At 75.9% G+C, this 24,813-nt stretch carries 21 protein-coding genes; 14 read left to right on the plus strand and 7 right to left on the minus strand.

What is annotated here, in order from left to right; genetic code table 11:
• Positions 1–18: 18 nt before the first annotated feature.
• On the minus strand, positions 19–2,049 hold the full coding sequence (acs, locus tag BJP59_RS01395) for an acetate--CoA ligase (RefSeq protein WP_194522009.1): 2,031 nt from the start codon (positions 2,047–2,049) through the stop codon (positions 19–21).
• Positions 2,050–2,392: 343 nt separating this feature from the next.
• On the opposite strand from acs, the gene BJP59_RS01400 reads away from it, so the two are divergent.
• The 3 genes from BJP59_RS01400 (at position 2,393) to BJP59_RS01410 (ending at position 4,450) form a co-directional block, all read left to right on the plus strand.
• Positions 2,393–3,067 carry a response regulator transcription factor gene (locus BJP59_RS01400; protein WP_144681852.1) on the plus strand — a complete coding sequence of 225 codons (675 nt, stop codon included), beginning with the start codon at positions 2,393–2,395 and terminating at the stop codon, positions 3,065–3,067.
• A gap of 125 nt (positions 3,068–3,192) precedes the next feature.
• On the plus strand, positions 3,193–3,666 hold the full coding sequence (locus tag BJP59_RS01405; protein ID WP_194522010.1) for a hypothetical protein: 474 nt from the start codon (positions 3,193–3,195) through the stop codon (positions 3,664–3,666).
• 67 nt (positions 3,667–3,733) lie between these two features.
• On the plus strand, positions 3,734–4,450 hold the full coding sequence (locus tag BJP59_RS01410; protein ID WP_021483279.1) for a hypothetical protein: 717 nt from the start codon (positions 3,734–3,736) through the stop codon (positions 4,448–4,450).
• 82 nt (positions 4,451–4,532) lie between these two features.
• Here BJP59_RS01410 and BJP59_RS01415 read toward each other — a convergent pair whose 3' ends face one another.
• The 3 genes from BJP59_RS01415 to BJP59_RS01425 form a co-directional block, all read right to left on the minus strand.
• Positions 4,533–5,354, minus strand: coding sequence for a TrmH family RNA methyltransferase (locus BJP59_RS01415; RefSeq protein WP_336244589.1), 822 nt, complete (start codon positions 5,352–5,354; stop codon positions 4,533–4,535).
• Positions 5,355–5,356: 2 nt separating this feature from the next.
• Positions 5,357–6,829 (minus strand): NAD-dependent malic enzyme, encoded by a 1,473-nt coding sequence (locus tag BJP59_RS01420; protein WP_082774168.1) that lies wholly within the window; start codon positions 6,827–6,829, stop codon positions 5,357–5,359.
• Positions 6,830–7,244: 415 nt separating this feature from the next.
• On the minus strand, positions 7,245–8,066 hold the full coding sequence (locus tag BJP59_RS01425) for an HAD family hydrolase (protein ID WP_061266569.1): 822 nt from the start codon (positions 8,064–8,066) through the stop codon (positions 7,245–7,247).
• 141 nt (positions 8,067–8,207) lie between these two features.
• On the opposite strand from BJP59_RS01425, the gene ssd reads away from it, so the two are divergent.
• The 8 genes from ssd to BJP59_RS01465 all read left to right on the plus strand — a co-directional run bounded on the left by ssd (position 8,208) and on the right by BJP59_RS01465 (position 14,088).
• A complete protein-coding gene (gene ssd / locus BJP59_RS01430; protein ID WP_194522011.1) occupies positions 8,208–8,924 on the plus strand; it encodes a septum site-determining protein Ssd in 717 nt (238 codons plus the stop codon).
• Between the two features lie 140 nt (positions 8,925–9,064).
• Positions 9,065–10,339 (plus strand): TadA family conjugal transfer-associated ATPase, encoded by a 1,275-nt coding sequence (locus tag BJP59_RS01435; RefSeq protein WP_194522880.1) that lies wholly within the window; start codon positions 9,065–9,067, stop codon positions 10,337–10,339.
• A gap of 67 nt (positions 10,340–10,406) precedes the next feature.
• The gene (locus tag BJP59_RS01440; protein WP_194522013.1) at positions 10,407–11,057 is read left to right on the plus strand and encodes a hypothetical protein; all 651 of its coding nucleotides are present in this window, start codon (positions 10,407–10,409) and stop codon (positions 11,055–11,057) included.
• Positions 11,058–11,100: 43 nt separating this feature from the next.
• A complete protein-coding gene (locus BJP59_RS01445; RefSeq protein ID WP_194522014.1) occupies positions 11,101–11,700 on the plus strand; it encodes a type II secretion system F family protein in 600 nt (199 codons plus the stop codon).
• A 108-nt stretch (positions 11,701–11,808) separates the two neighbouring features.
• On the plus strand, positions 11,809–12,612 hold the full coding sequence (locus tag BJP59_RS01450) for an aminoglycoside 3'-phosphotransferase (RefSeq protein ID WP_194522016.1): 804 nt from the start codon (positions 11,809–11,811) through the stop codon (positions 12,610–12,612).
• A 357-nt stretch (positions 12,613–12,969) separates the two neighbouring features.
• On the plus strand, positions 12,970–13,176 hold the full coding sequence (locus BJP59_RS01455; RefSeq protein ID WP_043655695.1) for a DUF4244 domain-containing protein: 207 nt from the start codon (positions 12,970–12,972) through the stop codon (positions 13,174–13,176).
• Between the two features lie 4 nt (positions 13,177–13,180).
• Positions 13,181–13,570, plus strand: coding sequence for a TadE family type IV pilus minor pilin (locus BJP59_RS01460; RefSeq protein ID WP_194522018.1), 390 nt, complete (start codon positions 13,181–13,183; stop codon positions 13,568–13,570).
• 155 nt (positions 13,571–13,725) lie between these two features.
• Positions 13,726–14,088: an Rv3654c family TadE-like protein gene (locus BJP59_RS01465; protein ID WP_228485215.1), complete on the plus strand. Its 363-nt coding sequence runs from the start codon at positions 13,726–13,728 to the stop codon at positions 14,086–14,088.
• A gap of 134 nt (positions 14,089–14,222) precedes the next feature.
• On the opposite strand, the gene BJP59_RS01470 is transcribed toward BJP59_RS01465, so the two are convergent.
• A complete protein-coding gene (locus tag BJP59_RS01470) occupies positions 14,223–16,796 on the minus strand; it encodes a DEAD/DEAH box helicase (RefSeq protein WP_228485216.1) in 2,574 nt (857 codons plus the stop codon).
• Between the two features lie 100 nt (positions 16,797–16,896).
• Here BJP59_RS01470 and BJP59_RS01475 point away from each other — a divergent pair, with 100 nt between their 5' ends.
• On the plus strand, positions 16,897–17,544 hold the full coding sequence (locus tag BJP59_RS01475; protein WP_194522020.1) for an SRPBCC family protein: 648 nt from the start codon (positions 16,897–16,899) through the stop codon (positions 17,542–17,544).
• Between the two features lie 85 nt (positions 17,545–17,629).
• Here BJP59_RS01475 and BJP59_RS01480 read toward each other — a convergent pair whose 3' ends face one another.
• Entirely contained in the window at positions 17,630–19,027 is a 1,398-nt protein-coding gene (locus tag BJP59_RS01480) for a M18 family aminopeptidase (protein WP_442861525.1), read from the minus strand.
• A gap of 69 nt (positions 19,028–19,096) precedes the next feature.
• On the opposite strand from BJP59_RS01480, the gene BJP59_RS01485 reads away from it, so the two are divergent.
• Together BJP59_RS01485 and BJP59_RS01490 are read left to right on the plus strand one after the other, a co-directional pair.
• Entirely contained in the window at positions 19,097–19,876 is a 780-nt protein-coding gene (locus BJP59_RS01485; protein ID WP_194522021.1) for an alpha/beta fold hydrolase, read from the plus strand.
• A gap of 142 nt (positions 19,877–20,018) precedes the next feature.
• Positions 20,019–22,334 carry a sodium-translocating pyrophosphatase gene (locus BJP59_RS01490; protein ID WP_194522022.1) on the plus strand — a complete coding sequence of 772 codons (2,316 nt, stop codon included), beginning with the start codon at positions 20,019–20,021 and terminating at the stop codon, positions 22,332–22,334.
• A 66-nt stretch (positions 22,335–22,400) separates the two neighbouring features.
• On the opposite strand, the gene BJP59_RS01495 is transcribed toward BJP59_RS01490, so the two are convergent.
• On the minus strand, positions 22,401–24,698 hold the full coding sequence (locus BJP59_RS01495; RefSeq protein WP_228485217.1) for a glycoside hydrolase family 3 N-terminal domain-containing protein: 2,298 nt from the start codon (positions 24,696–24,698) through the stop codon (positions 22,401–22,403).
• Positions 24,699–24,813 lie beyond the last annotated feature (115 nt).

The following is a 24,813-nucleotide window of genomic DNA, read 5'->3' on the forward strand; positions in this document are numbered from 1 at the left end:
TGGTCGACGAGCGGCGCGTCAGTCGTCCGAGGACGACGGCTTCTGCAGGCCCGCCGAGATGAGCTCCATCACGGACGAGTCCGCGAGGGTCGTGGCGTCGCCCACCGTCCGGTTCTCCGCGACGTCGCGCAGGAGGCGGCGCATGATCTTGCCGGACCGCGTCTTCGGGAGCTCGGGCACGACGAGGATGCGCTTCGGCTTGGCGATCGGGCCGATCTCCTTCGCGACGTGGTTGCGCAGCTCCGTCTGCACGGCCGCCGCGCCGTCGGCGTCGGACGCCCGGCCGGCGTGCTCGCCGCGCAGGATGACGAACGCGACGACGGCCTGGCCCGTGAGGTCGTCGCTCGCGCCGACGACCGCGGCCTCCGCGACGATCTCGTGGGAGACCAGCGCCGACTCGATCTCCGTGGTGGACAGGCGGTGCCCCGAGACGTTCATGACGTCGTCGACCCGGCCGAGCAGCCAGATGTCGCCGTCCTCGTCCTTCTTGGCGCCGTCGCCCGCGAAGTAGATGCCCGGGAAGCGCGACCAGTACGTGTCCTTGAAGCGCTCGAGGTCGCCCCAGATGCCGCGCAGCATCGACGGCCACGGCTCGGACAGCACGAGGTACCCGCCGCCGCCGTTCGGCACGGAGCGCGCCTCGTCGTCGACGACGTCCGCCACGATGCCCGGCAGCGGCACCTGGGCGGAGCCCGGCTTGGCCGCCGTGACGCCCGGCAGCGGCGAGATCATGATCGCGCCGGTCTCCGTCTGCCACCACGTGTCGACGATGGGCGTGCGGTCGCCGCCGATGACGCGGCGGTACCACATCCAGGCCTCGGGGTTGATCGGCTCGCCCACCGACCCGAGCACGCGCAGCGACGACAGGTCGAACTTCGCCGGGATCTCCTCGCCCCACTTCATGCACGCGCGGATCGCGGTGGGCGCCGTGTAGAGGATCGAGACCTTGTACTTCTCGACGATCTCCCACCAGCGGCCCTGGTGCGGCGAGTCCGGGGTGCCCTCGTAGATGACCTGCGTCGCGCCGTTGAGCAGCGGGCCGTAGACGACGTACGAGTGGCCCGTGACCCAGCCGATGTCGGCGGTGCACCAGTAGACGTCGGTGTCCGCCTTGAGGTCGAACACGTTGCGGTGCGTGTACGCGGCCTGCGTGAGGTAGCCGCCCGTGGTGTGGAGGATGCCCTTCGGCTTCCCGGTGGTGCCCGACGTGTAGAGGATGAACAGCGGGTGCTCCGCCTCGACCCACACCGGGGTGTGCGTCGTGTCGGCGGCCTCGAGCGCGTCGTGCCACCACACGTCGCGGCCCTCGGTCCACGCGGTGTCCTGGCCGGTGCGGCGCACGACGAGGACGTGCTCGACCGTCGTCGGCTCCGCGCCCTCCTTCGGCGCGAGCGCCTCGTCGACCGCGGGCTTGAGCGCGGAGGCCGCGCCGCGGCGGTAGCCGCCGTCGGCCGTGATGACGAGCTTCGCCTCGGCGTCGGCGATGCGGCTGCGCAGCGCGTCGGCGGAGAACCCGCCGAACACGACCGAGTGCGGGGCGCTGATGCGCGCGCACGCGAGCATCGCCACGACGGCCTCGACGACCATCGGGAGGTAGATGACGACGCGGTCGCCCGTCTCGACGCCGAGGGCCGCGAGCGCGTTGGCCGCGCGCGAGACGTCGCGCTGCAGCTCGGCGTACGTGACGGTGCGCGTGTCGCCCGGCTCGCCCTCGAAGTGGATCGCGACCCGGTCGCCCAGACCCGCCTCGACGTGGCGGTCCACCGCGTTGTACGCGGCGTTGAGCGTGCCGTCGGCGAACCAGCGCGCGACAGGCGCCTGCGACCAGTCGAGGGTCTCGGTGAACGGGGTCTGCCACGTGACGAGGTCGTTCGCCTGCCGCGCCCAGAACGCGAGCCGGTCGGCCCGCGCCTCCTCGTACAGCTCGGGCTGCGCGTTCGCCTGCGCGGCGAACTCGGGGCTCGGGGGGAAGCTCCGGGTCTCGTGGAGGAGGTTCTCCAGGCTGGACGTGGTGGCCGCTGCTGCGGCCTCGGGCTCGTTCTCTGGCACGCTGACCTCCGGTGCGCATCGACTCTGGTGCGGTCCCGCCGACCGCGGCGGCCGCCCGGGGGCGGCGTGACGGTACGACGGTACGACGGGGCGGACGGCCGCACGACCGGGGCCCCGACCTGGCGAGTGTAGACCTCCTGCGGTGAGCGCGGTCACATCCGTCCGGGATTCGGCGAGAGTGCTCGCAAAGGAACAGGCGAGCGCCCCGGACGGCGGGGGAGCACGCGGTCGGACGGTCCGCCGGGCACCCCGGCGCGCTGTTGCCGCGCGGGGGGTGGTGCCCCACCATGGGCTCACGTTCCTCGCGGAGCGTGCGGCCTCACGGCGAGGCACAGGGGGCGGGTTGGCGTACGCGGCGGTGCGGGGCGCGCGGTCGCGCCCTGCCGCGCCCGCACGCCGGGACGACGGTGTCGACGTCGCGTCCCGGGACCGCGTGCTCGCCGTCGCCGTGGCCGCCGGGCTGCGCGCCGTCGGCCGCTGCGGGGCGCGCACGGTCCCCGAGGACGCCCTCCGGCCGGGGTCCGGCGGCCGCCGCGGGCTCGTGCTCGTGGCCGACGACGCCGGGTCCCTCCCCGGCCCGCCGCTGCTCGCGGTCCTGCGGCGCCCGGGCCCGGTCGTGGTCGTGGGCGGCGCGGTGGCGGCGGACCGGCTGCTCGTCGCCGCGCGGGCCGGCGCCCTGGTCGTCGCCGCGGAGCGACCGTTCGGCGACCAGGTGCGGACGGTCGCCCGCATGCTCGCGGGGGACGTGCGCGCGGGCGACGCGCTCCTGGTGGACCAGCTCGTCGGGGTCGTGCGCGACCGCCGGGCGGTGGCGTCGCTCACGGGCCGGGAGACCGAGGTGCTGGAGCACCTCGCGGGCGGTCGGTCGGTGGCCGAGATCGCTGCTGCGCTCGTGCTGTCGGTCGCGACCGTGCGCGCCCACGTCCGCTCGATCCTCGGCAAGCTCGGCGTCTCGTCGCAGCTCGCGGCCTCCGCCGCCCTGGCCCGCGCACGTGGCGGCCGTCCCGTCCGCAGATAGTCAGAACTGACGATGTGGGGCGGTCGGCGCCCGGCGGATCCTGGCGACGGACCCGGACGAAGGCACCGGGCCGACGGCGGGGCGACGCAGCCCCGCCGACGCACGAGAGGGGGCACGACATGCTGGTGGTCTGCACACAGGACGACGACATCCGCGAGGCCGTCGAGGAGCACGGTTCCGGGGCGGACGCGTGGGGCGAGGTCGTCCTGCTTCCGAAGGGCTCACGGGCCGCGGCGGAACGGGCGCTCGTCGCGGCGCTCGCGACGGCGCGGGGCCCGGTCTGCCTGTCCGCGCACGGCAACGCCGAGGAGATCGGCGACGAGGGGAACGGCGCCGACGACTGGGGGTGGAACCGGCGGCAGGTCGCACGGCTCCTCGCCCGGGTGCCCGGGCCGGTCGGCCCGGTGCTCGTGCACGCGTGCGCCGAGAACGTCTCCAACTTCTCGGCGGGGCTCGCCCTCGCGCTCGAGGAGGAGCGGGCGCTCGAGGGCGTCTGGGTCTACGGCTACAACCGGCCCGTCCCGGCGACCGCCGGCTACCCGCGGCCGGACGCGCTGAGCAGGCAGGTCGACCTGCAGGGCACGCAGGTCGTCTTCTGACCTCGCGCCACGGGGGCGGGGCGGTCGCCGCGCTCCGACACCGCACCACACGTCATCGGAGGAAGTCATGTCGCTCGTGAGAGACATCGTCAAGCAGTTCGACAACAGCGACGAGCTCGCGCAGACGCAGCGCGAGGTCGTGGAGTCGCTCGCCCGGCTCGGGGAGACCAAGGCCGAGCTGTTCGAGGCGAAGATCCAGGAGTCGCTCCGCGGGGCGGGAGGCACGAACTCGACCGTGCCCATCACGTCCATCCTCGCGTCCAAGAAGGAGGTGCACGCCTTCACGTCCACGTCGACGGAGCACCTCGCCGACACCGTGAAGTCGTCGCTCAAGTCGTTCGTCTCGGGGACGGCGGACAGCATCATCGACGGGGTGGGCGGCCTCATCTCCGAGGCCCTCACCGTGTTCCTCGGCGGCGCGTCGGCGTCGACCGGCACGATGGAGGAGTACTACGTCGTGACCGAGGGCCTGTCCATCGTCCGGGTGGACCTCAAGGCGTGGTACCTCAACGTCTCGGCCCGCGGCATCTACGAGAAGATGGAGCGCATCAGCGCGTTCGTCGCGGTCAAGTCCACCGTGGACCTGACGAAGATCGACTTCAACACGTTCCTGTACCTCTACCAGAACCAGCTGACCGCGGCTCACCTCGACAAGAACCAGGTCAAGCAGGCGCTGCAGGAGGCGAAGGAGATCTACCAGGAGTTCAACGGGGCCGGACTGCGCACGCAGGCGGTGCACCACATCACCCGGGCTCCGGGCAGCACGGCGCCGCGCTCGTCCTGACGCGGGGACGACGGCGGGTGCGGCGCCCCCCGGGACGCCGCACCCGCCGTCGGGCGTGCGCCGACCGCCGCCGTACGTGCCGTCAGCGCGCCCGGCGCTGGCGCACGGCCTCGTACAGCACGACGGTCGTCGCGCTCGCGGCGTTGAGAGAGCTCGCCGAGCCGAGCATCGGGATGCTCACCATGACGTCGCACGCCTCGCGCCAGCCCGCGCTGAGGCCGGTGGTCTCGTTGCCGGTCACGACGAGCGTCGGGCCCGTGAGGTCGTGGTCGGCGAGCTCGACGTCGCCGTGCTCGTCGGTCCCGAGCAGGGTCAGCGGGACCCCGGAGGAGCGCTGCGCGGCGACCCAGTCGAGGACATCGCGCCCCGCGGCGACGCGGACCGTCGGGACGGAGAAGATCGAGCCGGTGCTCGCGCGCACGGCGCGCGGGTCGTACGGGTCGGCCGCGTGCCCGGCGACGACGAGCCCGCTCCCGCCGAACGCGTCGAGCGACCGCGCGACCGTCCCCACGTTGCCCGGGCTCGTGGGCCGGTCCAGCACGACGCCGAGGAAGTCGGCGCCCACGGTGCCGCCGCCGATCCGGCCGAGGTCGTCGGGCGGTGTCGCGACGACGGCGAGGAGCTCGGGCGTCTCGTCCTCCTTGCCGCCGAGCTCGCGCAGGAGCGCGGACGACACGGCGAACCGCTGCGCGCGGACCCGGTCGAGCATCGTGTGGGCCCACGACGACAGCGACCGGTCGGCGTCGACGAGCCACGTCCGCACGGTCCACCCGGACTCGACGGCGAGCGTGATGGGTCGGACCCCCTGGACGACCATCTCGCCCGCCCGGTGCCGCTTCGTGCGGTTGGTGAGCAGGGCCTCCCACTGCTGGAACGCCGCGTTGCGGGTCGTGACGCGCTGCACGCTCAGGCCTCCGGGGCGGTGGTCGGGGCGGACGTCGTGGTCGCGACGCGCGGGAGGCCGCCGGTCAGGGCGGGAGGTTCGGCGACGCCGTCCTCCCGCGCGGCGCGCTCGACCGCCGCGGCGACGAGCGTCGTCACCTCCGGGTTGAACACGCTCGGAATGATGTAGGTCGGGTTGAGCTGGTCCTCGTGGATCGCGGACGCGAGCGCGCGGGCGGCGGCGAGCAGCATGGCGTCGGTGATCCGGTGCGACCGCGCGTCGAGCAGGCCGCGGAACACGCCCGGGAACGCGAGCACGTTGTTGATCTGGTTCGCGAAGTCGGAGCGCCCGGTGCCGACGATGGCCGCGTGCTCCGCCGCCTCGACCGGGTCGACCTCGGGCCGCGGGTTCGCCATCGCGAACACGATGGCGTCGGGGGCCATGCGCGCGACGTCGTCGCCCGTGAGGACGTCCGGCGCGGAGACGCCGATGAACACGTCCGCGTCGACGACGGCCTCGCGCAGCGTGCCGGTGACGCGCCGCGGGTTCGTGTTGACCGCGGTCCACGCGAGGGACGGGGACAGGCCCGGGCGGCCCGGGTGCACGACGCCCTCGATGTCCGCGACGACGACGTCGTGCGCGCCCGCCGCGAGGAGCAGCTTGAGCACCGCGGTCCCGGCCGCACCCGCGCCCGAGAGGACGATGCGCACGTCGGGCAGCTGCTTGCCCACGACCTTGAGCGCGTTGGTCAGCGCGGCGAGCGCCACGATGGCGGTGCCGTGCTGGTCGTCGTGGAACACGGGGATGTCGAGCTCGGCCCGCAGCCGTGCCTCGATCTCGAAGCACCGGGGGGCCGAGATGTCCTCGAGGTTGATGCCCGCGAACACGGGCGCGATCGCCTTGACCGTCCGCACGATCTCGTCGACGTCGGTCGTGTCGAGCGCGATGGGGAACGCGTCGATGTCCGCGAACCGCTTGAACAGGGCCGCCTTGCCCTCCATGACGGGCAGCGACGCGAGCGGGCCGATGTCGCCCAGCCCGAGCACGGCCGACCCGTCGGTGACCACCGCGATGGTGTTGCGCTTGATCGTCAGGCGGCGGGCGTCGTCGGGCTTGGCGGCGATGGCCTCGCACACGCGCGCGACGCCGGGCGTGTAGATCATCGACAGGTCGTCGCGGTTGCGGATCGGCACCTTGGACTCGATCTTCAGCTTGCCGCCCAGGTGGAGCAGGAACGTGCGGTCGGAGACGCGGTCCACGACGACGCCCGGGAGCGCGCGCAGCGCCTCGACGATCTGCCCGGCGTGCTCCTCGCCGCGCGTCGCGACGGTCACGTCGACCGTGATGCGCTCGTGGCCCGACGCCGTCACGTCCAGGGCGGTGACGATGCCTCCGGTGTGCTCGATCGCCGTCGTCAGCTCGCTCACGGCGGTGGGGCGGGCCTCGACCTGGAGGCGGGCGGTGATGGAGGAGGAGACACTCGGCGCTGACGTCATGGGCCCCAGTATCGCCCGGCCGGCGGGCCACGACGCGGGAACGGGGCGCGTGAGCCCGGACACGACGACGGCGCCCTCGCGGACGCCGTGGTCGCCAGCGGCGGCGGTGAGCAGGCGCGCTCGCTCCAAGTCGCTGCAACGGGTCGGGGGCCGTCGTGGCCTGGTCCGCCCCGGTCAGCGCGTCCTTCGGTGGACTGCCCTGCGCGTGGGTACCGCCGCGGTGCTGTTGTCCCTCCATCACAGCCCGCCGGGGCGGCGGGCGCAAGCGCTCCGGGGGTTCTTCCACACCGTGTTCTACCGGGGTTCGAACACGCCGGTGCGGTTGGTCCGGGAGGTCCGGATCGGGCCCTTCGGCGGTCGTCCGCGGGGGGCCGGACGGGCGGGTCGGCCGCGCGGGCGGCGACGCTGAAGAGGGTCAGCCGCGCGAGCGGCGGCGCCAGGCCCGCCACACGAGCCACCCGACGACGCCGAGCCCGACGAGGCCCGCGGCGGCGAGCACCGGCGTCGGCGCGGCGAGCTGCGAGCGCAGGGCGACGGGCCGCGAGAACGTCAGCGCGCCCCACCCGTGCTCGGCGGCGAGACGACGCAGCGTCCGGTCGGGGTTGACGACGAACGCGTGGCCGACGGCGCTCAGCATCGGCGCGTCGGTCACCGAGTCCGAGTACGCGTAGCTCGCCGCGAGGTCGTAGCCCTCGCGCTCCGCGAGCTCGCGCAGGGCGACGGCCTTGTTCTCGCCGTACGCGTAGAAGTCGATCGCGCCGGTGTAGCGACCGCCCTCGACGGCCATCCGGGACGAGATGGCGTGGTCGGCGCCGAGCACCGCGGCGATGGGCTCCACCACCTCGCTGCCCGAGGCGGAGACGATGACGACGTCGTGCCCGTGCTCGTGGTGCGACTCGATGAGCTCGACCGCCTCCGCGTACACGACCGGGTCGATGTGCTCGTGGAGCGTCTCCTCGACGATGCGGGAGACGGTCGCGACGTCCCAGCCGGTCACGAGGTTCGACAGGTGCGCGCGCATGCGTTCCGTCTGGTCCGCGTCGGCCCCGCCCACCATGAACAGGAAGTGCGCGTACGCGCTGCGCAGCACGTCCCCGCGGTTGATGAGCCCGCCCGCGAAGAACGGCCGCGAGAACGCCGCGGCCGACGACGTCGCGATGATCGTCTTGTCCAGGTCGAAGAACGCGGCGACCCGGCCGGCGCGCGGCGGGTCCGTCGGGTCCGGGAGCGGGGTCACGGTCGCGAGCCTAGCGGCGGAACGTGGCCGTCCCCAGGAGCGCTCGCCGACCGGCCCGTCCCCAGGGCGGGTGACGGGCCGACGGCGGCCCGCGCCCAGGGGGCACGGTGGTCCCCGGTCGACGGAGGGCAGGGGAGCGCGATGGACGGAGCGGTCGTGGCGGTGGTCGGTGCGCGCGGCGGGGCGGGGGCGAGCGTCGTCGCCGCGTCGTTGGCACGGGCGGTCGCGCGGCGGCGCGCGCCGACGTGCCTGGTCGACCTCTCCCTCCTGGGCGGGGGCCTCGACGTCCTGCTCGGCGTCGAGCAGGACCCGGGCGTGCGCTGGCCGGACCTCGCCGACGCGCGGGGCCGGATCGACGGCGACGACCTCCTCGCGCGCCTGCCCCGCTGGGGCACCGTGCCGGTCGTCAGCACCGAGCGCGGCGGGGGCCCGGAGCAGGCGGCGCTCGCCGACGTCGTCGCCGCGCTCGCCGAGGCCACGGCGGCGAGGTCCGGGGTGCTCGTGCTCGACGCCGACCGCGCGGCCCTCGGGGCGGGTGCTGCCGGGGCGTCGTTGCTCGAGGCGTGCGACGAGGTGCTCCTCGTGACCCCGCTCGACGTCGCCGGGGTCGCGGGCGCCGCCGCGGTGCGCGACCGCCTGCCGGGCCGGGCCGCCCTCGTCGTGCGCGGCCCAGCGCCCGGTCGGCTCTCGCCGCCCGAGGTGGCCGCCGCCGTCGGGCTGGACGTCGCCGCCACCGCCGGGTGGGACCGCGCGCTCGCCGGCGCGGTCGAGCGGGGGCACGGGCCGTGCGTCGGGCGCGGGCCGGTCCTCCGGGCCGGTCGCGAGCTCGCCGCGCGCTACCTCGGGCCTGCCCGGTGAGCGCGCGGGAGGCGCGTGCGCCGCGCGGCGGGCGTGGTCGGGACGGAGGTGTCGCGGACGGGGCGCAGCGCCGCGGGGAGGCGCCACCGCGTGCCGAGCGCGGCCGGGTCGCCCTGCTCGACGGGGTCCGGGACCGCCTCGTGCGGTCGGGCGACGAGCCGGGCGGCGCCACCGAGGTGCTCGGCGACGCGGCCGTCGCGGACGCGCTGCGGGCGTCGGGCCGGGTGCTCGGCACGACCGCGCTGCGCGAGCTGACCCGGACGGCCCACGCGGAGATCTTCGGGGCCGGGCCGCTCCAGCGGTACCTCGACGAGCCCGGCGTGACGGACGTGCTCGTCAACGGGCCCGACGACGTGTGGGTCGACCGCGGCGCCGGTCTCGAGCGGGTCGAGGTCGCGCTCAGCGGCCCCGAGGCGGTGCGGGCGCTCGCGGTGCGCCTCGCCGCGGCGGGCGGGCAGCGGCTCGACGACGCGTCGCCCGTCGTCGACGCCCGCCTCCCGGACGGGACCCGGTTGCACGCCGTCGTCGCGCCCGTGTGCGCGACGGGGGCCGTCGTCTCGCTGCGCGTCCTGCGGACCCGGACGTTCCGGCTCGACGACCTCGTGGCGGGCGGCACCGTCCCGCACGCGTGGGAGCCGGTGCTGCGCGGCCTCGTCGCGCGGCGCGCGAACGTCCTCGTCTCCGGCGGCACCGGCACCGGCAAGACGACGCTCCTCGCCGCCCTCCTCGCGCTCGTCCCGCCCGACGAGCGGGTCGTCTGCGTCGAGGAGGCGCGCGAGCTCGACCCGGACCACCCCCACGTCGTCCCGCTCACCGCGCGGCGTCCCAACGTCGAGGGCGCGGGCGGCGTGGACCTCGCCGACCTCGTGCGCGCCGCGCTGCGCATGCGGCCCGACCGCATCGTGCTCGGCGAGTGCCGCGGGCCGGAGGTCCGCGAGGTGCTCATGGCGCTCAACACGGGCCACGACGGCGGCCTCGCGACGATCCACGCCAACGACGTCGAGGGGGTCCCCGCCCGGCTGGAGGCGCTCGCGGCGCTCGCGGGGATGGACCGGGCCGCCGTCGCCGCGCAGGCCGCGGGCGGCCTCGATGTCGTGCTGCACCTGCGCCGCGTCTGCACGGCGGGCACGACCCGGCGCGTCCTCGCGCAGCTCGGCGTCGTGCGGCAGGACGAGCGCGGCGCGCTGCGCGTGGACGTCGCGGGGTCGTGGGACGGGACCGTCGTGCCGCCGGGCGCTGGGTCGCCGCGCGGCGGTTCGGCGGCAGGCGGGTCGCCGGGCGGTGGGTCGCCGCGCGGCGGTTCGACGGGAGACGGGTCGCCGGGAGACGGGTCGCCGGGCGGTGGGTCGACGGGCGCGGCGGGGCCGGTCGCGGGACCGGCGTGGGACGAGCTCGTGGGGCGGTGGTCCGCATGACGCGAGGCCGTGCCGGGAGCCTCCGCGCGGGTGCGGCCCGGACGGTGCGCGGCGGGGGAGTACGCGCATGACGGTCCTCGTGGGTCTCCTCGTCGGTGCCGCGGTCTGGTGCGCCACGGCCCGGGGCGGTCGGTCGGCGCGCCAGGTCGTCGGCCGGTCGGCGTCGCGGGCCGTGCGGTGGTCGGTCCTGCGCCGTCCGGCCCGACCCCAGGCGGTGCCCGAGCTCGTGCGCGTCGTCGTGACGCAGGTCGGGGCGCTCCTGCGGTCCGGAGCCGCGCCGGGCGTCGCGTGGGGTCGTGCGGTCGGGGTCCGGGTCGACGGCGGGGGCGTCCCGCGGGTCGCGGACCTCGCGCCGCACGTCGGCGGCCCGGCGACGGCGCGTGCCCTCGTCGCGGCGTGCCGGCTGGCCGCGGAGCTCGGTGCGCCGCTGGCGACCGTGCTCGACGAGGTCGCCGTGTCCGTGGCCGCGGACGCCGAGGCGCGGGCCGAGCGGGAGGCGGCGCTCGCAGGACCGCGCGCGACCGCCCGCGTGCTGCTCTGGCTCCCGGTCGTCGGGGTCCTGCTCGGCTACGTGCTGGGCGCCGACCCGCTCGGCACCGCGACCGACGGCGGCCTCGGGACGGCGGGCGTGCTCCTCGGGGTCTTGCTGCTCGTCGCGGGCCGCACGTGGTCAGCTCGGCTCGTCGAGCGGGCGCGCACCGCAGGGGACGACCGGTGACCGCGCGGCGCGCGGAGCGGCCCGCCCGGGAAGGAGAGCACCGATGACCCTCGTCCTCGTGGCGCTCTGCGTCCTGGTGGGCGCGGCACCGTGGTGGTCCGCGCGCACCGAGGCCGGACGGCGCGCCGTCGCCGTCGGGCGGGCAGCGCCCGCGCCGGACGATCCCGCCGCCGGCCCGGGCGGCCGACGGCGCCGGGGCGACGACCGCGAACCCGGCATCGAGACCGGAGTGCTCCTCGAGCTGCTCGCGGCCGCAGTCGGGTCGGGGGCGGCGATCCCGCGAGCGCTCGACGTCGTCGGGTCGTGCGTCGGGGGCCGCGACGGTGCGGGGCTGCGCGCCGCCGGCGCGGCGCTCCTCCTCGGGGCGTCGTGGGACGGTGCCTGGGCGGGTGCACCGCCGCGGCTCGGGGTCGTGCAGCGCGCGCTGCGGCCCGCGTGGCTGCACGGCGCTGCTCCGGCGTCGTCGCTGCGGGCAGCGGCCGGGGCGTCGCGTCAGGACCGGACCGGAGCGGCCAAGGCTGCCGCGGCGCGGCTCGCCGTGCACCTCGTGCTCCCGCTCGGCGCGTGCTTCCTGCCCGCGTTCGTGCTCGTCGGGCTGCTGCCCGTCCTCGTCTCCCTCGGGGCGGGTCTGCTCTCCGGATAGGCGTCGGAGGTCCGGAGGCAGAGGCGGGCGTCGGTGTTGTTTTCGGGCCGGGGCCGGGGCCGGGGCCGGGGCCGGGCCGGTGTCGAGTCGGGTCGCTACGGTGGCCGCATGGACCCGTCCCCTGTCTCCGATGTGCCTGCTGCGCTCCGGGACGACGCCTGGCGGGACGTCGGGAGCGGCGAGTCCTCGGCCCGCGTGCTCGTCAGCGCGGACGGCGCACGGCACGCCAAGGTCGTGGGCCCGGACCAGGCGGCCGACCTGGCGGACGAGCGGGACCGCGCGCTCTGGGCGGCTGAGCGCGGGATCGTCGTCCCCGAGGTGCTGGCGTGGGAGGACACGGGGGAGCAGGCCGTCCTCGTGACGCGCACGGTGCCGGGCGTGCCCGCCGACACGGTCCGCCCCGACCAGGTCGACCGCGCCTGGACGAGCGTCCTCGCGGCGGCGCGGATCCTCCACGACCTCGCCGTGGCCGACTGCCCGTTCGACCGGAGCCTCGACGCCATGGTCGCCCTCGCCCGCGACGTGGTCGACGGCGGCCGCGTGCACCCGGAGTTCCTGCGGCCGGAGCAGGAGTCCCGTGACCCCGCGGACCTCCTCGCGGAGCTCATCGCCGAGCTGCCGTGGCGGCGGGAGCAGCAGGCGACGGACCTCGTGGTCTGCCACGGCGACCTGTGCCTGCCCAACGTCCTGCTCGACCCGAAGACGCTGGAGGTCTGCGGGTTCGTCGACGTCGGGCGGCTCGGGGTCGCCGACCGGCACGCCGACCTCTCCCTCCTCCTGGCGAACGCCCAGGACACTTGGCCGGAGCACGCGCGTGCCCTGGGGGAGTCGCTCGCGCCGCGCTACGGGTCCCCGGTCGACCCGGGCAGGCTCCGCTTCCACCTCGAGCTCGACCCGCTCACCTGGGGCTGACCGCGCCCTGGTTGATCGGGGCTGGTCACTCGACCCGTCGACGGGGGGTGCTGCTCGCGCGACCTGTCGACGGGGTGCTCCTCGGGCGGCGGGGTGCCGGTGGCTCGACCTGTCGACCGGGTGCTGATCGTGCGACGGGGTGCCGGTGGCTCGACCTGTCGACCGGGTGCTGATCGTGCGACGGAGCGCTGGTGGCTCGACCCGTCGACGCGGGCGGAGCGCGCGCTGCCGTGCACAGGTCGTCGTCTTGAGAGCCCCGTCCACCGACGCCCCGCGGTGGGGTGCGGCAGGGGTGCAGGTCCCGGCAGGGTCTCCCCGACCGCCCGCACGACGCGGGCCACACGAGGGGAGCCGGAGATGACACGACAGCCGCGACGCGCGTTCGCGCGCCTGACGGGGACGAGCACGGGGCAGGACGGCGAGGCGGGTCTCGCGACGGCGGAGTACGCCATCGCGACGGTCGCGGCGGCGGGCTTCGCCGGGCTGCTCATCGTCGTGCTGAAGAGCGGCGAGGTGCGCGAGATGCTGCTCGGCATCGTGCGCAGCGCGCTCTCGCTGGGCTGAGCCCGTGCGACGGGACGCCGGGGCGGAGTGCCCCCGGTCGAGGGGTCGGGTCCGAGAGGGCGGCGAGCGCGGTGCTGTCACGGCCGAGCTCGCGGTCGCCCTCCCGGCGGTCGTCCTGGTGCTCGTCGTGGTCCTCACCCTCGCCGCGGCGGCGGGCGCCCAGATGCGCTCCGCCGACGCGGCGAGGGCCGCCGCCCGCGCGGTGGCCATCGGTGAGGACGACGCGACCGTGCGCGCGACCGCGCTCCGGGTCGCCGGAGCCGGCGCGACGGTCGGCGTGCAGCGCGGCGACCCGTGGGTCGAGGTGCACGTCACGACGCCCGTCGTGGGCGGGTGGCTCGCCGGGTCGCCGTTGCGAGCGAGCGGCGCGGCCGTCGCCTGGGCCGAGCCGTGACCGCGGCGCGGCCTCCGCGGGGACGGCGCACCGAGACCGAGACCGAGACCGGGACCAGGACCAGGTCTGGCGCCGAGACTCGCGCCGGAAGCGGGATCGAGACCGCGATCGGGACCGAGACCGACGGGCGGCCGGGTGCGAGGCCGGGGGTGGCCGTGCACCTCGACGTCGAGCACGGAGCAGGCACGGTGCTGGTGCTCGGGGTCGTCGCGGCGGTCCTCGTGCTGGCGCTCGCGCTCGCCGGGCTCGCGCAGGCGCAGGCGGCGCGTGGCACCGCGCAGACCGGAGCCGACCTCGCGGCGCTCGCGGCGGCGACGGCGGTCCGCGACGGGTGGGAACCCTGCGGCCGGGCGCGCGAGGCCGCGGCGCGCAACCGGGCCGTGGTCGTCGCGTGCACGGAGCAGGGCGCCGGGGTCGTCCGGGTGGACGTCGAGTCGAGAGCCGGCGTGACGTTCCTCGGCGCCACGCTCGGCCGCGCGACCGCCGCCGCCCGCGCCGGCCCCGCGAGCGCGCGATGAACGGCCGCCACCGGCAGGGGCAGCGGTCCGTCGGGCGGCGCGAGCGTTGTGACCGGCGGTCGCGATCCTTCGTGGGACGGGTGCCGTCAGCGACCGGACGGTACTCGTCCTCGACCCTGCGGAAGTGCCGTGCCCTATCGCGGGATACCTGCGGTCCGCCCCACGGCGTCGGCGTCGGCGTCGGCGTCGGCCTCGGTCCCGGTCTCGGCGACCGGGGCGTGCGCCAGCACGGCGTCGAGCAGCCGGACGGCGGCGGCCTTCTCGAGCGGGGCGTTGTACGACCCGCACTTGGGCGACTGCACGCACGCCGGGCAGCCGTCGTGGCACGGGCAGCGGGCGATGGCGTCGCGCGTCGCGCGGAGCCAGGTCGCGCCGAGCTCGAAACCGCGCTCGGCGAAGCCGGCCCCGCCGGGGTAGGCGTCGTGGACGAACACGGTGGCCTCGCCGGTGTCGGCGTGCAGCGCGGTGGACACCCCGCCGAGGTCCCAGCGGTCGCACGTCGCGAGGAGGGGGAGCAGACCGATCGACGCGTGCTCGGCGGCGTGCAGCGCGCCGGGCAGCTCGTCGGCGTCGACGGCCGCCTCCTCGATCACGGAGGCGGGGACGGTCCACCAGACCGCCATCGTCGGCAGCGTGCGCTCGGGAAGGTCGAGGGTCTCCGTGCCGAGGACCTGCATGTCGAGGAGACGGCGGCGCTGGAAGCTCACCACCTGGGAGCACACGTCGACCGGGCCGTAGCCCCAGCCGACCGGACCCCAGCTGCGCTCGACGACCTCGCGGCCCGTCGCGACGTCCCCGTCCGTGGGCTCGTCGACGATCGTGATGGACGTGGTCGACCGGGACCACGTGCCGTGGTCGACGTCCTGCCGACGCACGAGCGCGACGTGGTCCGCGAGGTCGAGGTGCTCGACGACGTAGGTGCGGCCCTGGTGGACGTACACCGCGCCGTCGTGCACGGAGCCGTCCGCGGAGGCGGCGTCGACGGTCCCGAGCAGCCGGCCGGTGCGCGCCTCGGCGACCCGGACGGGCGCGCCGCCGGAGCCGCGCAGGTCGGTCATGCCCGACGCGGGCTGCGCGTGCGTCCAGTACCAGCCCGAGGCCCGGCGCCGCAGGGCGCCGCGCGCGACGAGCACGTCGAGGAGACCGCGCACGACGTCGGGCGTGCCGAACGCGGCGAGGTCCTCGGACCGCAGCGGCACCTCCGCCGCCGCCGCGCACAGGTGCGGCGCGAGGACGTAGGGGTTCGCGGGGTCGAACACGGTCGCCTCGAGCGGTGCGTCGAACACCGCCTCGGGGTGGTGCACGAGGAACGTGTCGAGCGGGTCCTCGCGTGCCACGAACGCGACGAGGCCGTCGGCGCCCGCCCTCCCGGCGCGGCCCGCCTGCTGCCAGACCGACATGCGGGTGCCGGGCCAGCCGGCGATGAGGACGGCGTCGAGCCCCGAGATGTCGACGCCCAGCTCGAGCGCGTTGGTCGTCGCGAGGCCGAGCACGTCGCCGGTGCGCACCGCGTCCTCGAGCTCACGCCTCTCCTCGGGCAGGTAGCCGCCGCGGTACGCGGCGACGCGGCGCACGAGCCGGGGGTCGACGACGCGCACGCTGTCCTGCGTCTGGACCGCGACGGACTCCGCGCCGCGGCGCGAGCGCGTGAACGCGAGCGTGCGGGCGCCCGCGATGACGAGGTCGGCGAGCAGGTCGGCCGTCTCGGCGGTGGCGCTGCGGCGCGGGTGCTCCGGCCCCTCGGCGGGCGTCGCGACCGCCGGGTCGTCGTCGTGACCCTCGGCGGGGCCGTCGTCCGTGGACGCCTCGAAGCCCACCACGACGGGCGGCTCCCACAGGGCGAACGTCTTGCGCCCCGCGGGGGAGGTGTCGCGCGCGACGGTCACGACGTCGTCGGGCTCGACCCCGACGAGCCGCGCCGCGCTCGTGGCCGGGTCGGCGGTCGTCGCCGACGCGACGACGAACGTCGGAGGCGGGTCGCCCTCGCGCGCGTAGTGCGCCGCGAGCCGGCGCAGGCGCCGCAGGACGAGGGAGACGTGCGCGCCGAACACCCCGCGGTAGGCGTGCCCCTCGTCCACGACGACGTACCGCAGGTCCCGCAGCAGCCGCGTCCAGCCGCGGTGGTGCGGCAGGAGCGCGAAGTGCAGGAAGTCCGGGTTGGTGAGCACGACGTCGGCGTGCTCGCGCACCCACCGGCGCTCGTCCTGCCCGGTGTCGCCGTCGCACGTCGCGACCCGGACGTCGCGCGTCCCGGCGGCGTCGAGGAGGCGCTGGAGCCCGGAGAGCTGGTCGGCTGCGAGCGCCTTCGTGGGCGAGAGGTAGAGCACGGCGCCGCGCCGTGCGACCGACTCGATGCGGCCGGGGTCGAGCACGCGCGCCGCGGCGTCGGCGCGCACGGCCGTGAGCGCCGGGAGCCAGAACGCGAGCGACTTACCGGAGCCGGTGGAGGTCGCGAGCGCGACGTGCCGGCCCGACCACGCGGCGTCGGCCGCCTCGACCTGGTGCTCCCAGGGGCGCTCCACCCCGAGCGCGCGGTACCCGGCGACGAGCGACGCGTCGGCCCACGCGGGCCACTCGCCCTGGGTGCCGGGGCGCGCGGGCAGCTCGCGCACGTGCCGCAGCCGTTCGTCCCGCCGCCCGCCGGCGCGCAGCACGTCGAGCAGCGTCGCGCTCGTCGGTCGCGGGGAGGTGGTGGGGGCGTGCAGCACGTCTCCGAGTGTCCCACCTCGGGCCCACGGTTCGGCCGAGGGCCGTGCTCGGGACCTCCGGCCCTCGCGCGGGGAGGGGCGCACGGCCGACGATCGACGCATGGCAGCGTGGCGTGGGGTCCGGGTCCTGACGACGACGGCGCTCGCCGCCGGGGCGCTCCTGCTCACCCGGCGCATGACCCAGACGTGGGGCACCTGGGAGGGCGAGCACGAGTGCGTGCTCCCCGGCGACGACCTCGTCCCCGACGCGCGCGCCGTCGTCGCGACGCGGGCCGTGACGGTCGACGCGCCGCCGGCCGACGTCTGGCCGTGGCTCGTCCAGCTCGGCCAGGGCCGCGGTGGCTTCTACTCCTACGACGCGCTCGAGAACCTCGTCGGCCTGGGCATCCGCAGCGCGGACGCGATCGAGGAGCGCTGGCAGGGCCTCGCTGTGGGCGACGACGTCCACCTGGCCGACGAGGCCGTCCTGCGGGTGGCTGCGCTCGAGCCGGGCTCGCACCTCGTGCTGCTCGGCGCGCCCGGGCCCGGGCAGCCGGACACGATGCCGTTCCGGTTCTCGTGGGCGTTCGTCGTGCGATCGCTCCCGCCGGGGGCGGACGGCACCCCGCGGTCGCGCCTGCTCGTCCGCGAGCGGTACGTGCCGCTGGGCGCCGCGGGCCGCGCGGTCGTCGAGGCGGTGCAGCCGGTGAGCTTCCTCATGACGCAGAAGATGCTGCGGGGCGTCCGCGCCCGCGCCGAGCGCCACTGACAGGTCCCGAACATGCGGTCGTCGCCCGTCCGGCGCTCGGCACGGTCCGCAACCACATGCTCGGCCGCGGGGGAGAGGGGGAGACTCAGCCGCGGAAGATCTCGACCGTGGCGCGCGAGAGGTACCACGGGTCCACGACGGCGGTGAGCTCGCGCGCGGAGTGCATCGAGAGGATGGGGACCCCGACGTCGACCGTGCGGATGCCGAGGCGGGTCGCGGTGAGCGGCCCGATGGTCGAGCCGCACGGCACGGTGTTCTTCGAGACGAACTCCTGGCTCGGCACCCCGGCCCGGGCGCAGGCGCGCGCCCACGCCGCGGCGCCGTGCGCGTCGGTCGTGTAGCGCTGGTTCGCGTTGATCTTGAGGATCGGCCCGCCGCCGGCGAGCGGCCGGTTCGCGGGGTCGTGCCGCTCCGGATAGTTCGGGTGGACGGAGTGGCCGACGTCGCTCGACACGCACAGCGACCCCGCGAGCTGGCGATGCCGCTCCTCCTCCGTAGCGCCGAGGCCGGCCGCGACCCGGGCGAGCACGTCCGCGAGGAACGGGCCGGACGCGCCGGAGCGCGACTCGGACCCGATCTCCTCGTGGTCGAACGCGGCGAGCACGGGGATCGCGGCGCCCTCGACGGGCCGGTCGGGCGTGCCCGCGACCTCGAGCAGCGCGACGAGACCGGCGTGCACCGACAGCAGGTTGTCGAGGCGCCCGGACGCGAGGAACGCGCCGTGCGCACCGAACACGCGGGGCGACTGGGTGTCGGCGACCACGACGTCGTACCCGGCGATCTCGCTCGCCCGCACGCCCGCGTGGTGCGCGAGCTCGGCGAGCACGTCCCCGCCGCTCGTCCCGTGCGGCGCGCCCGCGACGTCGGACCCGGCCGGACCGGACGCCGACGCGAGCCCCCACACGGGCTGCGTGTGCTGCTGCTTGTCGAGCGTGAGCCCGTCGTTCGCGGCGCGGTCGAGGTGGATCGCGAGCTGCGGGATGCGCAGCAGGGGGCCCGTGCGCACGAGGTGCTCCTCGCCGTCGGCCGTGACGAGGCGACCGGCGAGCTCGAGCTCGCGGTCGAGCCACGAGTTGAGCAGCGGGCCGCCGTAGATCTCCACGCCCGCCTGCCACCAGCCCTCGCGGCCGACGCTCGGGCGCGGCTTGAGCTTGAAGCCGGGCGAGTCGGTGTGGGCGCCGAGGATCGCGAACGGCGTGGTCGCCGTCGCGCCCGCGGGCACGGCCCAGGCGATCACCGCGCCGTCGCGCACGACGACGTACCGCCCGCCCGCGGGCCCGTCGCCCTCGCCGCCGGTCACCGACGGCCACGCCGCGGTCTCGTCCAGGCGCTCGAAGCCGACGGCCTCGAGCCGGCGCGCGACCTCGTGCGCCGCGTGGTACGACGACGGGGACGCCTCGACGAACGTCGCGAGGTCGTGCGCGTGGGCGAGGGCGGGGTCGTGGGGGGTCGGGTCGGTCACGGGGGTGCTGGGCGTCGACACAGGCTCCACCCTACGCACGCCCAGGAGCGCTCCGTAGGGTGGTCGCGCACCGCGAGAGAGGGAGTCCGCATGACCTGGGTCGTCCTGCCGGGCCTGGCGCTCACGCCCGAGGACTTCGCCCCGCTCGCACACGCCCTCGGCACCGCGTCCGGCACCGACGACGTCCGCGTCCTCGACGCGTGGCGCGTGCCCGCGACGGGACCGGTCGACGTGGTGCGGGAGGGCCTCGGCGTCGACGGGTCGCGGCCCGTGGACCTCGTGGGGCACTCCGTCGGCGGGCTCACCGCGATCGAGTGGGCGCTGCGGCACCCGGACGAGGTCCGTCGGCTCGTGCTCCTCGACCCGACGAGCCCGTGGGAGGCCCATCTCCCGGCCCTGCACACGGGGCGGGTCACGGCCCGGGCGGGCACCGCGGCGGCGGGCGTGCTCGCGACCGGGCTGGCCGTGACGGGCGCGACCCTGCGCCGCGTGGGCGTCCGGGTGGTCACGCGCGCCCCGGACCGCCTCCCGCACGACGTCGCGCGCGCCCGCTACGGCTCGCGGGAGGCGTGGACGCTGCTCGCCCACCAGTGGTTCGCGAGCTGGGAGCAGGCGCCGCGGGTGCGCGACCTGCTCGACGACGGCCGCCGTCTGCCCGCGGGCGCCGAGCCGCTGCTCGTCACCGGCCTGCGGGCGAGCGCGCGGTTCCTGCGCGCGCAGCGCGAGCTGTCGGACCGGCTCGGGGTCCCGCGCGTCGGGCTCGCGGGGGAGGGCCACCTCTACCCGCTCACCCGGCCCGACGCCGTCGCGCGCCTCGCCACGGGCCTCGCCCCGGACGCCGGCGGAGGGGCCGCGCGACCGCCGGGCTGACGGGCCCCGGGGCGCCGTCACCGGGCGCGCTCGTGACGTCGTGCACGAGTGGTCGTGACGTACGACACACGTGCGTAGACTCACCCCCATCGCTCCGGCAGGGGACCGGCGCGACGGTCGCGCGGTTCGTCAAGGAGGACGGATGCTCACGCTCGGTACGGAAAGTCTCACCATCGTCGCGGTCATCGCGGCGATCGCCCTCGTGGCCCTCGCCTTCGCGGTCGTGCTGCGCAGACAGGTCCTCGCCGCGGACGAGGGCACGGCGAAGATGCAGGACATCGCCCAGGCCGTGCAGGAGGGCGCTGGCGCGTACCTGAGCCGCCAGTTCCGCACCCTCGCGCTGTTCGCGGCGATCGTCTTCGGCCTCCTGTTCCTGCTGCCGGGCGACGGCGGCATCCGCGTGGGGCGCTCGGTCGCGTTCCTCGTGGGCGCCGGGTTCTCGGCCGCGATCGGCTACCTCGGGATGTGGCTCGCGGTGCGCGCGAACGTGCGCGTCGCGTCGGCCGCGACCCGGCCGGGCGGACGCTCGGAGGGCGCGCGCATCGCGTTCCGGACGGGCGGCGTCGTCGGCATGTCGGTCGTCGGCCTCGGCCTGCTCGGCGCCGCGGGCGTCGTGCTCGTCTACAAGGGCGACGCCCCGGCGGTGCTCGAGGGCTTCGGGTTCGGCGCGGCGCTGCTCGCGATGTTCATGCGCGTCGGCGGCGGCATCTTCACCAAGGCGGCGGACGTCGGCGCGGACCTCGTCGGCAAGGTTGAGCAGGGCATCCCCGAGGACGACCCGCGCAACGCCGCGACCATCGCGGACAACGTGGGCGACAACGTCGGCGACTGCGCGGGCATGGCGGCCGACCTGTTCGAGTCGTACGCGGTGACGCTCGTCGCGGCGCTCATCCTCGGCAAGGCGGCGATGGGCGAGGAGGGCCTCGTGTTCCCGCTCGTCGTGACCGCCCTGGGCGCGCTCGTCGCGGTGCTCGGCGTCTTCATCACGCGCGTGCGCGGTCAGGAGAACGGCCTCAAGGCCATCTATCGCGGGTTCTACCTCTCGGCGCTCATCGGCGCGGTGCTCGCCGCCGTCGCCGCGTTCGTCTACCTGCCGTCGTCGTTCGCCGCGCTCGACGGTACGGCCGACCTCGGCGACCTGTCCGGGATCGCGGCCGACCCGCGCGTCGTCGCGAGCCTCGCCGTCGTCATCGGGATCGTCCTCGCGGGCATCATCCTGTGGATCACGGGCTACTTCACCGGCACGACGTCGAAGCCCACCCTGCACGTGGCGGCCACCTCGCGCACGGGCGCGGCGACGGTCGTGCTGTCGGGCATCGGGGTCGGGTTCGAGTCGGCCGTGTACACGGCGGGCGTGATCGCCGCGGCGATCTGCGGGCTGTTCCTCCTCGCGGGCGGGTCGGTGTGGCTCGCGCTGTTCCTCGTCGCCCTCGCCGGGTGCGGCCTGCTGACGACGGTCGGCGTCATCGTCGCGATGGACACGTTCGGTCCCGTCTCCGACAACGCCCAGGGCATCTACGAGATGTCGGTCGGCGAGTCGGGCGACGGCGACGCAGAAGCCGCGCAGATCCTCACGGACCTCGACGCGGTGGGCAACACGACGAAGGCGATCACCAAGGGCATCGCGATCACGACGGCCGTCCTCGCGGCGACCGCCCTGTTCGGGTCGTACGCCGACGCCGTGAGCCACGCGCTCGCGGACGTGCAGGGCGTCGGGAGCGGTCTCGTCACGGCGATGCTCGACTACCAGATCGTCTCGCCGATCACGCTCGTGGGCGTGATCCTCGGTGCCGCGACCGTGTTCCTCTTCTCGGGTCTCGCGATCGACGCGGTGACCCGGGCCGCGGGCGCGATCGTGTTCGAGGTGCGCCGCCAGTTCCGCGAGCACCCCGGGATCATGACGTTCCAGGAGCGCCCCGAGTACGGCCGGGTCGTCGACATCTGCACGCGCGACTCGCTGCGCGAGCTCGCGACCCCCGGCCTGCTCGCCGCGTTCGCGCCCATCGCCGTCGGCTTCGGCCTGGGCGTCGGGCCGCTGGCCGGCTTCCTCGCCGGCGCGATCGGCGCGGGCGTGCTCATGGCCGTGTTCCTCGCCAACTCGGGCGGCGCGTGGGACAACGCGAAGAAGATCGTCGAGGACGGCGCGTACGGGGGCAAGGGCTCGGAGGCGCACGCCGCGACCGTCATCGGCGACACGGTCGGCGACCCGTTCAAGGACACCGCCGGCCCGGCGATCAACCCGCTCATCAAGGTGATGAACCTCGTGTCGGTGCTCATCGCTCCTGCGGTCGTGCTCATGAGCGTGCCCGAGGACGCGAACCACGTCCTGCGCATCGCGATCGCGGTCGTCGCGGCGGCCATCGCGTTCGGCGCGGTGATCATGTCGCGGCTGCGTGCGGCGCGCGTCGACCGCGAGGAGTCCGCCGTCGAGCGGGAGCGCGTCGCGACGGGCGCCTGACGCCCGGCCACCGCAGACGACGGAGGGCGCCCGGGTCGACCCGGGCGCCCTCCGTCGTGCGCGGGACTAGCCCGCGACGGTGAACGACGCGCGCAGGAGCGCGTCCTCGCGCGACGACGGCCCGACCCGCAGCTCGAACTCGCCCGGCTCGACGACGCGGCGCCCGCGGGCGTCGACGAGCGTGCAGTCCGCCACGGGCACCTCGAGGCCGACGGTCGCCGACTCGCGCGGCGCGAGGTCCACCTTGCGGTAGGCCTTGAGCTCCTTCTCGGCCCACGTCACCGACGTGACGGTGTCGCTCACGTAGACCTGGACGGTCTCGCGCACCGGGCGCGACCCGGTGTTCGTCAGCGTGACCTCGGCGCGCACGACGTCGTCGGGCCCGTGCTCCGTGCCGAGCACCCGCAGGTCGGCGTACTCGACGGTCGTGTAGCTCAGGCCCTCGCCGAACGCGAACGCGGGGCTCTGGGTGAGGTCGGCGTAGCGGACGCCGTGCTGTCCGCGCACCACGTTGTAGTAGGTGGGCTGCTGGCCGGCGTGGCGCGCGAAGGAGATCGGGAGCCGGCCCTCGGGCTCGATCAGCCCGAGCACGAGCTCGGCGACGGCCTGGCCGCCGCGCATCCCGGGGTTGGCCGCCCAGACGACCGCCGCCGCCGCGTGCGCCGACGGCGGCAGGACGAGCGGCTTCGACGCGACGACGACCACGACCACGGGGGTGCCCGTGGCGACGAGGGCGTCGAGCAGCGCGACCTGGCCGCCGACGAGCTCGAGCGTCGCGGTCGAGCGGCCCTCGCCCACGAGCTCGATGCGGTCGCCCACCACGGCGACGGCGAGGTCGGCGTCGCGCGCGGCGGCGACGGCCTCGGCGATCAGCGCGTCGTCGGGCGCGGCCGGGACGACGACCTGGGGCCGCGGCTGCCCGTCGGGGAACAGCTCGCCCTCCGGGTCGGGCGCGAGCGTGAGGATGTCGGCGCCGCGTGCGTGGGTCACGGCCCAGCCCTCCGGGGCCAGCGCGCGGAAGCCGTCGAGCACGGTCGTCGTCATCTCGCGCGGGTGGCCGTCGGGCAGCCAGTCGGCCTGCCCCGACGCGCCCGCCCAGTCGCCGAGCTGCGTGTGGTCGTCGTCCGCGTTCGGACCGACGACGGCGATCGTCCGGGCGGGCGCCCCGGCCGGGGCGAGGGCCCGGCCGTCGGGCGTGCCGGCGTCGCGGTCGAGCCCGCCCGCGAACGGGAGGGTGCCGTCGTTGGTGAGGAGCACGAGGGAGCGGCGCGCGACCTCGAGGTTCACCGCGGCGTGCTCGGCCGACGCGATGACCGCCCGCTGGCGCGCGACGTCCGGCCGCCGCGGGTCCTCGAACAGGCCGAGGCGGAACTTGAGGGTGAGGATGCGGCGGACGGCGCCGTCGATCGCCGCCTCCTCGACGAGGCCGCGGTCCACCGCCTCGAGCGCGCCCTCGAAGAAGCGCGGCGTCGTCATGACCATGTCGTTGCCGGCGCGCACGGCCGCGGCGGACGCGTGCACGTAGTCGGGCTGGATGTGCTGCTCCCAGACCATGCGGCCCACGTTGTCCCAGTCCGTGACGAGCGTGCCGGTGTACCCCCACTCGCCGCGCAGGACGTCGTCGAGCAGCCAGCCGTTCACGGTGACGGGCACGCCGTCCATGGACTGGTAGCCGAGCATGAACGTGGCGCAGCCCTCGCGCGCGACCCGCTCGAACGGGGGCAGGAACCAGGACCGGAGCTTGCGCTGCGAGATGTCGGCCTCGCTCGCGTCGCGCCCGCCCTGCGTCTCGGAGTAGCCCGCGAAGTGCTTCGCCGTGGCAAGGATGCCCGTCGGGTCGGACAGGCCGTCGCCCTGGTAGCCGCGGACCATCGCGGACGCGAGCTCGCCGATGAGGAACGGGTCCTCGCCGAACGTCTCGTCGACGCGGCCCCAGCGCAGGTCGCGCGCGATGCAGAGCACGGGGGAGAAGGTCCAGTGGACGCCGGTCGCGGCGACCTCGACCGCGGTCGCGCGCGCGACCTGCTCCACGAGCGCGGGGTCCCACGTCGCGGCCATGCCGAGCTGCGTGGGGAAGATCGTCGCGCCGACCCAGAACGAGTGGCCGTGGATGCAGTCCTCGGCGAGCAGCAGGGGGATGCGCAGCCGTGTCCGCCCGGTGAGCTCGTGCGCGGCGAGGACGTTCTCCGGCGAGGTGTGCAGCAGCGAGCCCGCGTGCTTCTCGAGCACCGCGGGGCCGACGCCGTCGCGCGCGTCGAGCTGGAGCATCTGGCCGACCTTCTCGGGCAGCGTCATGCGGGCGAGGAGGTCCTCGACGCGGTCGGCCACGGGCACGGCGGGGTCGAGGTAGGGCAGGGTGCTCACGGACGGTCCTTCCACGGCGGCGGCGACGGCACCCGGCGGCGCCGCGGGTGCGGGCACGGCGTCGGCGGACCGGGCGCCGTCACTCTACCGGAAACCAAGTAACTGGTCAGTAAGT

Source organism: Cellulosimicrobium sp. JZ28 (genome assembly GCF_015327065.1).
In the GTDB taxonomy this organism is placed as follows: domain Bacteria; phylum Actinomycetota; class Actinomycetes; order Actinomycetales; family Cellulomonadaceae; genus Cellulosimicrobium; species Cellulosimicrobium funkei.